The following is a 10,773-nucleotide window of genomic DNA, read 5'->3' as shown; positions in this document are numbered from 1 at the left end:
TTTCGAGCCGCAGACTGTCCATCGCGCGGATCCCGAACGGGCGGATATCATGCGCCGCGCCCGCCGCCATCAATTTGTCGAAGATGTAATTCTGCATCTCGATCGGGTGGTGGATCTCCCAGCCCAGTTCGCCGATGAAATTGACCCGCAGGGCATCGACCGGCGCCGCGCCGATCGAGATGCGCTGACCCGTCAGCCACGGGAACGCCTCGTTCGACAGATCGGCGCGGGTCACCGCCTTGAGCACGTCGCGCGCCTTCGGCCCGGCGAGCACCAGCACCCCCATCTGCGTCGTCAGCCGCTCGAAGCGCACCGAGCCGTCGGTCGGTAGCGCCTTTTGCAGATAATCGTGATCGTGCCGCTCGAGCGCGCCGGCCGAGACCAGATAATAAGTCTGCGGCGCCTTTTTATAGACGGTGAACTCCGCGCGTACCCCGCCCTCCTGCGTGAGCAGATAGGAGAGCGAGAGCTTGCCGACCTTCTTCGGCACGACATTGCTGAGCAGCCCGTTGAGCCAGTCTTCCGCACCGGGGCCGGAAATCAGGCATTTGGCGAAGGCGCTCATGTCCTGGATGCCGACATGCTCGTGGACGTGGCGGCATTCGCGCCCGACATGCTCGAAATAGTTGGAGCGGCGGAACGACCATTTCTCGCGGATCGGCTCGCCCGCCACGTCGGGGTGATTGTGGTTGAGGATCACATCCGCCCGATCGAGATCGGCGTCGCTCAGCTCATACCCCTCGGGCGCGAACCAATTGGGGCGCTCCCAGCCGAACACGCTGCCGAACACCGCGCCGAGTGCCTTCATCCGGTCATAGCAGGGCGTGCGGCGCAGCGGGCGCGCCGCCTCACGCTCCTCGTCGGGATAGTGGACGGTGAAGACCTTGGCATAGGCCTCCTCGTTCTTCTCGATCAGATAGCCTTCGGCGGCATAATCGCCGAAGCGGCGCGGATCGACGCCCATCATGTCGATGCTCGGTTCGCCCTCGACGATCCATTGCGCGAGTTGCCACCCCGCCCCGCCCGCGGCGGTGATGCCGAAGCTATGCCCTTCGTTGAGCCAGAAATTGCGCCGGCTCCACGCCGGGCCGACGATCGGTGAACCATCGGGGGTATAGGCAATCGCGCCGTTATAAACCTTCTTCACCCCGACCTCGCCGAACGCAGGCACGCGCGCGATCGCCGAGAGGATATAGGGCTCGAGCCGCTCGAGCGCATCGGGGAACAACTCATACTCGCTGTTCGCCGCCGGCCCGTTCACGTAGCAGGCTGGTGCGCCCACCTCATACGGCCCGAGCAGCAGCCCGCCGGCTTCCTCGCGCATATACCAGCTCGCGTCGGATTCACGCAGCACGCCCATTTCGGGCAGCCCCTTGGCGCGGCGCTCCATCAGCAGCGGATGCTGTTCGGTGACGATATATTGATGCTCGACCGGCACCACCGGGATATCGAGCCCGACCATCGCACCGGTCCCCCGCGCGAAGCTGCCGGTGGCGGATACGACATGCTCGCAGGTGATATCGCCCTTGTCGGTCGACACCACCCATTCGCCGTTCGTCTTCTGCGTGATCCCGGTGACGGTGGTCTCGCGATAGATCGTCGCCCCACGGCGGCGCGCACCGAACGCCAGCGCCTGGGTGAGATCGGCGGGCTGGATATAGCCGTCGGCGGGATGCTGGATCGCCCCGAGCAGACCGTCGGTTTCGGCGAGCGGCCACGCCGCCTTCACCTCGTCGGGGGTAAGGAAATCGACGTCGACCCCGATCGTCCGCGCGACGCCGGCATAATAACGATATTCGTCCAGCCGATCGCGGCTGGTGGCGAGGCGGATATTAGAAACCCTGGAAAAACCGACATTTAGTCCGGTTTCCTCTTCCAGCGTGGGATAGAAGTCGACCGAATATTGGTGGAGCTTGCCGACCGAATAACTGAGGTTGAACAGCGGCAGCAGCCCCGCCGCATGCCAGGTCGACCCGGAGGTCAGCTCCTTGCGCTCGACCAGCACCACATCGGACCAGCCCAGCTTGGCGAGATGGTAGAGCGTGCTCACCCCCACCACGCCGCCGCCGATCACCACCACTCGCGCCGTCGTTTTCATATCGTTCCTCAGCCGGGGCCTTCGGCATCGATATGCCAAGCACCGAACCAAGGAGGAAATGGAGAGTGGCTACATCGGAATGACTTATGAGCGCTATAAGCTGAAATGCTGTCTAGCATTGCGTCATCAAGGCTCAAGGCCGTGGCGGCTGTGGGATGTTTCTCACGGCGCCGGCTCGATCTTCGGCATCGGATAGCTGCCGTCGACCAGCGGCGCCATCGGCCCGTAGAAGCGCGCTGCGAGCTGGAAGGTATCGCCGCGCGCGGTCGGCAGCCAGTTGCGCGCTTGATTGGGATCGGTCGGCCGATCGGGCTGGAGGTAGAAAGTGACGCGATTGTCGCGCACCGCATAGGCGCCGCTGGCGAGCAGATAGCTCGTCGCGCTGTAGCGGTTGAGCGCATTGGGAATGAAATAGCCCGCCGAATCGTACACCGGCAGCTCCCAGAATTCGGTCACCGGGGGAAGGTTCGCGAGATCGAGCGTCAGGGTGTAAGGTTTGGCACCATCAAGCGGCGCGCCGTGGCTGTCGCGAAAGACATAAGCGATGCTGTGCGACTGATAGGGCACCGGGGTGCCCCAGGCGACATCGTCGGCGCCCGCTTTGGCGACATAGTCGAGATCGTCGTAGAACAGGCTCGACTGCAGCCGCCAGCCGTTCATGTCGATCAACGACGCGTCGAGCGCCGCCTTGGCCTTCTTGCGCGCGAGATCGAACCCGGCCTGCGCCGCGGCGACCTGCGCTGGGGAAAGCTTCGCCGGATCGAGCAACGCCCCCTCGCGCAGCCCGAGCTTCGCCAGCCGCGCCAGCGTCGCCGTCTCCTTGACCGAGTCGGTGCGGCGGGTGAGCGACGGGTCGTTGATCGAGAGGCTCAGCAACTGGAGGAAATCGACCGCGGTCATCGTCCGCCCGTAATCGATGATCTGCCGCATCCGCGGGAAGGTTCGGTAATTTGCCCTCACCGTCGGCTGCTGCGCGAGCGGGGGCACCTTCCCGCCATTGGCCTGCCACAGCGACAGCGGCGCTGCGGCGACGCCGTGGGTCACCTTGCGCGCGCCCGCCATATCGGCGGCATCGCGCGTCGTCACCGCGACCCGCGTCGTCAGCGAGAAGCTGTTCGAGGTCGCGCGGATGATTTCGGTCGAGCGGAAACCTGCCGGCAGCTTGCCGCGCCACTGCGGCCCGACGACCAGATAGCGTTGCGCGCCGTTGCCGGTGAATTGCGATCCGACCATCAGGAACCAATTGGCGTTCTGGTCGAGCGCCTGGATGCTCCAATAGCGTTGGTCGGTCACCGCGGGCGCCTCGATCACCAGGGGATCGCGCGATACGTCGAACATCCCGCCGGCATAGAGCGTCGAGGCGTTGATCGTCGTCGCATAGCGCGCCGATGCGTCCATCAGATTGTCGTTGGCCTGCACCCGGTTGAGCCCGCGAAACGCCGGCGTTCCCTCGAGCTGGGTGAAGACGTAACGCAGCTCGTAGAAGCCCGCGATGTTGAGCCCCCAGTAGAAGGCCTCGGCGCTCAGCGCCTCGATGTCGGCATTCGACAAGCCCGCGGCAAACCCCGTCGCGGGCAAGGCCGCGCTGGCCGCGGGCGCCTCCTCGGTTGCCGACACAGGCGCGGCGGCGATCGTTGCGAAGAACACCGCGGCAGCGGCAAACAGAGAATGGCGCATCATCGACCCCGACTGGAGACACATCACGGGTCGATACTGCACAAATGAACAGCCCGTTTTACCTTAAAAACGGTACAGGGAGGCCCTGCAATCGACCAGAACTAAGCATATGTCCGGCGTCGACAGGCGGTCAAGCCATATGGTGTGCAAATGTACAGCGGCGCTCAGCCGAACAGCCGGCGGAGCCAAGCATCTGAAAAATCATCGAGAAATGCGACACGCTCGGCAGCCGGCAGCAATAATGCATGCTGCGCAAGGAACGAAGTGACCGCCGCCCAGACGATTCCGTCCAGTCGATCGGTGGCGTGATAGCCGCGCGCCGCGAGCCAGCGCGCGCCGTCGATGCCGCGGGTCCGTCGCAACACCTCGGCCAGCGGCAGCAGCTCGGGGTTGCGCACCGCGGCGGCCATGAAGGCGCTCAGCGTCGCCATTTCGGCACGCTCCTCCTGCCGATCGTCGAGCGTGATACGCGACATGAAGCTCGGTGGAGCAACGCTTTGATTTATAACCGCATTCATCGCACGCGCCTGGACGTCATAAGCGGCGTCGACGATGATATCCTCCTTGGTCGGATAGAAATAGGTCGTCGATGCGACCGACAGCCCGGCGGCGGCGGCGATCTTGCGGTGAGTGAGCGCCTCGATCCCGCCCTCCCCGCTCAGCCGGATCGTCGCGTCGACGATCTGCTGCTTGCCGGCCGGGCGCACCAATGCCGCGAGCGGCTGAGGGGCTTCGCTCGCCGGCAGCACCACGACCTCGCGCGCCGCAAGACGGTCCGCCAGCCGCGCGGTCAGCCGGATGACGCGCGCGTTGCGTGCCACCGCACTGCGATCGAGCATCGCGAGTGCGAGCACCCCTTGCCCAAACGCCGCCCAGATCTCGCGCGCTTGCGCGTCTTCCTGCGCGAGCAACGGCAACGCCTGCCAGAAATGCGCGGCGCGCTGGTTCGCGGCCGCCATCGCCGCCTGTACCGGCCGGTCCATATCGGTGCCGCGCAACAGCCGGGCGATCTCGGAGACGGTGATGCTGGCGAGCCCCTGTTCGTCGACCATGCGGCACAGGATCGCCGCCACCCCCGCCGCCGGGCCGGCGACCGCGCGCTGTTCGTCGTCGAAGGCGCCGGCCAGCCGGTCGCGGCCGGCAGCGATCGATTCGGCGAGATATTCGAGGATCGCGACGAGCAATCCCTCGCGCGTCCGGAAATGATAGACGATCGCTGATGACGACACCCCGGCGGCGGACGCCACGGCGCGCATCGTCAGCGCCCCCAGCCCGTGATCGAGCGCGAGGCGCGCCGCCGTCGACAGGATATGTTCTGCCTGATTGCTCGCCATGGTCGCCGGGGATGGCGATTAAATCCCCGGCGGGCAACCCCGCGTAAGATGACTTTACAACAATATCAGACCGATACGCTCAATTCCGCTTCCATGATCCGGCGCATTTCGAATTTCTGCGCCTTACCGGTGACGGTCATCGCAAAGCTTTCGACGATGCGGATATAACGCGGCACCTTGTAATGCGCGATGCGGCCCTTGCAGTGATCGCGCACCTCATCCGGCGTCAGCGCCGCGCCGGGGCGCGGGATGATCCAGGCGCAGACTTCCTCGCCGAATTTCTCGTCCGCCACCCCGAACACCTGCGCATCGGCGATCGCCTCATGCCCGAGCAGGAATTCCTCGATCTCGCGCGGATAGATATTCTCGCCGCCGCGGATGATCATGTCCTTGATCCGTCCGGTGATGCGGACATAGCCACGCGCATCCATCGTCGCGAGGTCGCCCGAATGCATCCAGCCGTCGGCGTCGATCGCCTCGGCGGTCTTTTCGGGCTCGTCCCAATAGCCGAGCATCACCGCATAGCCGCGCGAGCAATATTCGCCCTGCTCGCCATAGGGCAGCGTCTCGCCGCCGGGGCCGACGATCTTGGCCTGCGCGTGCGGATGCACCCGCCCGACCGAGCCGACGCGCTCCTCGATCGGATCGTCGGTCGCGGTCTGGGTGGTGAGCGGGCTGGTTTCGGTCATCCCGTAACCGATCGTCACCTCGCGCATGTTGAGCCGGTCGATCACCTCGCGCATCGTCGCCAGCGGGCACGGCGAGCCGGCGAGAATGCCGGTGCGCAGCGACGAGGTGTCGGTCGCCGCGAGCGCGGGGTGGTTGAGGATCGTGATGAACATCGTCGGCACGCCGTAGAGCGCGGTGCAGCGCTCAGCCGCGACCGCCTCAAGCACGCGTTCCGGGTCGAAGCTCTCCGCCGGATAGATCAGCCCCGCCCCGCTCGTCACCGCCGCGAGATTGGCCAGCACCATCCCGAAGCAATGATAGAGCGGCACCGGCACACAGATCCGGTCGTCCGGCCCCAGATGCAGCGTCCGCGCAGTGAAATAGCCGTTGTTAAGGATGTTGCGGTGGGTGAGCGTCGCGCCCTTGGGCAGCCCGGTGGTGCCGCTGGTGAACTGGATGTTGATCGCGTCGTCGGGGTGCAGCGCCGCCTCGGCCGCCGCCAGCGCCGCTTCGTCGGGGGTTGCGCGGAGCTTATCCCACGGCAAGAAGCCGTCATGCGCCTCCGCACCGAGCGAGACCGCCAGCCTGAGCCCGGGAACGTTCGTCGGCCAGATCGCGCGCAGCATCGCGAGATAGTCGCTCGACTTGAACCGCGCCGCGGTGACCAGCACCGAGCAGCCGACCTTGTTGAGCGCATATTCGACCTCGCTGATGCGATAGGCCGGATTGATGTTGACGAGGATCGCGCCGATCCGCGCGGTGGCGAACTGGATCACCGCCCATTCGGCGCAATTGGGCGCCCAGATCCCGACGCGATCGCCCTTCTTCACCCCGCGCACGATAAGCCCGGTCGCGACGCGATCGACTTCTGCGTCGAATTCGCGCCACGTCCAGCGGATCGCCTGATGCCGCGAAACCAGCGCCAGATCGTCGGCCCAGCGCGCCGCCGCTTCGCGCAGCGCGACGCCGATCGTCGTGTCGAGCAGCGGGGTGTCGGTCGGGCCGCGGGCAATCGAAAGTCCGGTCATCGTTTGATGTTCACCACCTGAAGCTGGGTATATTCCGCCAGCCCCTCCACCGATTGCTCGGCGCCGAGGCCGGATTGCTTGAAACCGGCCATCGGGATGTGCGGGCCGATCGCGATATGCTGGTTGACCCATACCTGCCCGGCGGCGATCCGCCCGGCAATCCCCGCGGCGCGATCCACGTCGCGGCTCCATACCGAGCCGCCGAGCCCGTAATCGGAGGCATTGGCGCGCGCGATGACATCCTCGACATCCTCGAAGCGGATCACCGGCAGGATCGGGCCGAATTGTTCCTCGTCGACGATTCTGGCGCCGTCGGTCACGTCGCGCACGATCGTCGGCTCGATGAAATAGCCGGCGCGCTCCATCGCCCTGCCGCCCGCCGCGATCGTCCCCTCGGCGCGCGCCGCTTCGAGAAAGCCCTTCACCTTCTCGAATTGCATGCGGTTCTGGATCGGGCCGATCCGCGCGCCCTGCTCGAGCCCGTCGCCGACCACCGCCTCGCTCGCCAGCCGTGCCAGTTCGGCGCACATCGCGTCATAGATATCGGCGTGGACATAAGCGCGCTTCACCGCGAGGCACACCTGCCCGCAATTGAGGAAGGCGCTGTCAAAGATCGCCTGCGCCGTCTCACGTACGTCGACATCCTCGAGCACGATCGCCGCGTCATTGCCGCCAAGTTCGAGCGTGACGCGCTTCAGCGTGTCCGCCCCGTTGGCGGCGATGCGCTTGCCGGTCGCGGTCGAGCCGGTGAAGCCGATCTTGGCGACGTGGGGATGCGCCGTCAGATGCGGCCCGAGATCATTGGCATCGGTGATGATATTGACCACGCCGGCCGGGAAGATCTCGCGCGCGATCTCGCCGAGGCGGAGCGCGGTGACCGGGGTGGTCGGCGCGGGCTTGAGCACGATCGCATTCCCCGCGAGCACCGCCGGGCCGATCTTCCAGCAGGCGACGAGCAGCGGGAAGTTCCACGCGATGATCCCCACCACTACGCCAAGCGGCTGGTGGCGCACCGCGATATAGCCGGTCGCATCGTCCTGGATAATGCGATCGGGCAGCTCGAGCGTGGCATAATGCCGCAGATAGCCCTCGGTCCACGCCAGCTCGCCCTGCGCCTCGGCGAGCGGCTTGCCCTGTTCCATCGTCAGCAGCCGCGCGAGCTCATCGCCGTTCGCCGCGATCGCATCGGCGAGCGCGACCAGCGCGGCGCGGCGTTCGGCGATCGGCCGCGCACCCCACGCCGGCTGGGCAGCGCGCGCGGCAGCGATCGCCGCGTCGGCATCGGCGGTCGAGGCATGCGGGACCGTGGCGAAGGGCTCGCCCGTCGCCGGGTTGATCACCTCGATCCGCGCGTCCGCATCGACCAGCGCGCCGCCGATCAGCATCCGATAATGAGTCATCGCTCTCTCCCGTCAGAACTTATAGCCCAAGGTCACGCCATAGGTCCGCGGGTTGCCGATATGATTGTAGATGAAGCCGAACCCGGCCAGCAGATCGACCCGCGACGTGAAATAGAATTGCTGCGCCGCATTCTTGACCCAGCCCGAAGCGGTGAAATGTCCGTCGGCGCTCTCGTAATCGACATGCGCGTCGAGCAGCGCATAGCCCTTCTGCTTGAGGATCGGCTCGTTGATCACCTCGAAATACTGGCTCGACTGATAGGCCAATGCGGGATGCACGCTGATCGTCCCGAAGCTGCCGCGCGCGAGCGTCAGGTCCGGCCCGACGTTGAAGGTGAAGGACGGGGCATTGGCGAGCTTGTGCCCGACGACATCGACCCCGCTGACCGTCCCCTGGAGGATCTTGGTCGACAAGGCACCCGCCCCGGCGTGGAGCTGGAACCAGTCGGCGATGCGCGCGGTCAGCTCGGCCTCGCCGCCGAAGATGCGCGATTTGGGGATGTTGAACAGATCCTGCGCGCCGGTCGAGGGGTTGACGTTGATGAACTGCTGGTTGCGATAGTCGTAATAGAAAGCCGCGAGGTTGAGCGTCACGCGCCGGTCGAACCAGCGCGTCTTGGCGCCGATTTCGTAGGAGGTGACCTTCTCCGCCTTGGCGACCGACACTTCGCTCGGATCGAAAAACGCCTGCGCGTTGAAGCTCGGCGCACGATAGCCGCGGCTGACGCTGGCGTAGAACAGATTGCCGTCGGCGAGCTTATAGTCGAACCCGATCTTGCCCGAGAGATTGTCGGTCGAATAGCGCGCGCCGGTGAGCGGGATATTGGTCTGAACGAAGACATCGTCGGCGCCATAGACGTTGGATTCGAAATTGCTCTGCACCCCGGTATCGTGGGTGAAGCGCAATCCACCGCGCAAGGTGAACCGGTCGGTCAATTTGAATTTTACGTCGGTATAAGCGGCGTAGCTTTTCTTGACCTGATCGAAATGGTTCTCGATCTTGCACCCCGCGAGCCCGCCGCTGAGCTGGCAATCGAGATGGTTGACCACGCCGTCGCCGTTGAGATCGCCGCCCGAGGCGACATCGTTCATGATCTGGAACGAGTTCGAATTGAACACCTTCTCGCGCGCGTAATAGAGGCCGAGGATGAAATCGAACGGGCCGTGGGTGTTGCTGGTGAGACGCAGATCCTGCGCGAACTGGCTCGCCCGATCGCCATAGGGAATTTCGAGGAATTTGTCGCCGCGCCCGTCGGTGTCTTCGGTGAAGAACAAGGTGCCGTGGTCGTAGGAGGTGATGCTGGTCAGCGTCAGCGCATCGGTCAGCTCGTAATTGGCGGTCAGCGCGACCGATTGCGTCCGCGCGATGCGGCGCGTCGCGACGTTCGAGGCGATGTGATAGCGATCGAGCCCGTCGATGCGCGACTGATCGGCATTCTGCGCGTAGATGCCGTAATTATGCGGGGTCTGCTCGCTCACCGAGCCGCGCAGCACCAGCTTGAGGCGGTCGGTCGGCTCCCAATGGATCGTCCCGCGCAATGCGAATTCGCGCGTCTCGCCGAGATCGGGATAGCCGGGCAGGACATTCTTGAACCAGCCGTCGGCGTGGCTGAACGTCCCCGCGATGCGGAACGCGAGATTGGGGGCGACCGCGACGTTGAGCGCGCCGCTCATGTCGACGCGATTGTAATTGCCGTAGCCGAGGTTGAAATAGCCGTTGGTCTCGCCGAGCGTCGCATCGTGGCTGATGATGTTGACCGCGCCGCCGGTGGTATTCTTACCATAGAGCGTGCCTTGCGGCCCGCGCAGTACCTCGACCCGCTCGAGATCGTACATCGCGACCCCGAGGAAGGCGAAATTGCCTTTGTACACCTCGTCATAATAGGTCGCGACCGGGCTCGACTGGTTGAGGCTGTAATCCGACATCGACACGCCGCGCAGCGAGAAGATCGGGGTATTGTCGCCGACGATGCCGGTCATCTGGAGATTGGCGACCTTGCTCGTCAGATCGTCGACGCTGGTGGTGCGCGATTTCGACAAGGTGTCGCCGCCGATCGCCGACACCGAGATCGGCACCGACTGCAGGCTTTCCGAGCGTTTGGTCGCCGTCACGATGATCTCGCCCGGTGCCGGGGCATCCGCGGCGGGGGTGGCGGGCGGCGCGGGGGCGGTCTGCGCCAGCGCCGATGTGGCGGCGAGTGCGGCGGACATGGCGAGCAGCGCACCACCCGTCCGCAACAACAGATGATTCCTCATAAAGTGAACCCTCCCTAGTTTTCGATGTGCCGGTCTTTTCCTGCCCGCATGAAACCCGCCACCAGACGCGCTCTTGTTTCGACGCGTTCAAGGCGGAGGGGGTTTTGTCGCAGCACATTGATTTCCGCCGCTGTGTACGGTCGGAAATCCTTGGGCATGTGCTGGCGATCAAAGGTGTAAAGCGTCCAGTTGACGAGATTGGCGAGCCGCGCGTCGTCGAGGGCCGCGGTGGCGACGCCCGGCACCCGGCCGAGAAATTCGCGCCCGCCGGGCACCGACAGAAAGCGCGCGACCATATCCCGCATTGGCGG

The 10,773-nt window shown here is 65.1% G+C and carries 6 protein-coding genes and 1 pseudogene; all 7 read right to left on the bottom strand.

Annotated elements, in window-relative coordinates:
- The coding region (locus BGN95_RS16315; protein WP_286773347.1) for a GcvT family protein at nt 1–2,098 on the bottom strand (2,098 nt) is incomplete at its 3' end.
- A gap of 162 nt (nt 2,099–2,260) precedes the next feature.
- Entirely contained in the window at nt 2,261–3,775 is a 1,515-nt protein-coding gene (locus tag BGN95_RS16310; protein WP_286773346.1) for a DUF1254 domain-containing protein, read from the bottom strand.
- A gap of 164 nt (nt 3,776–3,939) precedes the next feature.
- Nucleotides 3,940–5,109 (bottom strand): TetR/AcrR family transcriptional regulator, encoded by a 1,170-nt coding sequence (locus tag BGN95_RS16305; protein WP_286773345.1) that lies wholly within the window; start codon nt 5,107–5,109, stop codon nt 3,940–3,942.
- 65 nt (nt 5,110–5,174) lie between these two features.
- Nucleotides 5,175–6,806, bottom strand: coding sequence for an AMP-binding protein (locus BGN95_RS16300; protein ID WP_286773344.1), 1,632 nt, complete (start codon nt 6,804–6,806; stop codon nt 5,175–5,177).
- Entirely contained in the window at nt 6,803–8,206 is a 1,404-nt protein-coding gene (locus tag BGN95_RS16295; RefSeq protein ID WP_286773343.1) for an aldehyde dehydrogenase family protein, read from the bottom strand. Before BGN95_RS16295 ends, BGN95_RS16300 begins: the two co-directional genes overlap by 4 nt.
- Nucleotides 8,207–8,218: 12 nt before the next feature.
- Nucleotides 8,219–10,462: a TonB-dependent receptor gene (locus tag BGN95_RS16290; protein WP_286773342.1), complete on the bottom strand. Its 2,244-nt coding sequence runs from the start codon at nt 10,460–10,462 to the stop codon at nt 8,219–8,221.
- A gap of 14 nt (nt 10,463–10,476) precedes the next feature.
- Nucleotides 10,477–10,773, bottom strand: a pseudogene (locus tag BGN95_RS16285) (cytochrome C); the annotation flags it as partial.

The sequence above is a fragment of the Sphingomonas sp. 66-10 genome (assembly GCF_001897045.1).
GTDB lineage: Bacteria > Pseudomonadota > Alphaproteobacteria > Sphingomonadales > Sphingomonadaceae > Sphingomonas > Sphingomonas lycopersici.
This window is presented reverse-complemented; position numbering and strand designations above follow the sequence as displayed.

Coding starts and splice junctions, on each gene's coding strand:
- BGN95_RS16290 (WP_286773342.1), bottom strand. CDS start 10,462: ATGAGGAATCATCTGTTGTTGCGGACGGGTGGTGCGCTGCTCGCCATG.
- BGN95_RS16310 (WP_286773346.1), bottom strand. CDS start 3,775: ATGCGCCATTCTCTGTTTGCCGCTGCCGCGGTGTTCTTCGCAACGATC.
- BGN95_RS16295 (WP_286773343.1), bottom strand. CDS start 8,206: ATGACTCATTATCGGATGCTGATCGGCGGCGCGCTGGTCGATGCGGAC.
- BGN95_RS16300 (WP_286773344.1), bottom strand. CDS start 6,806: ATGACCGGACTTTCGATTGCCCGCGGCCCGACCGACACCCCGCTGCTC.
- BGN95_RS16305 (WP_286773345.1), bottom strand. CDS start 5,109: ATGGCGAGCAATCAGGCAGAACATATCCTGTCGACGGCGGCGCGCCTC.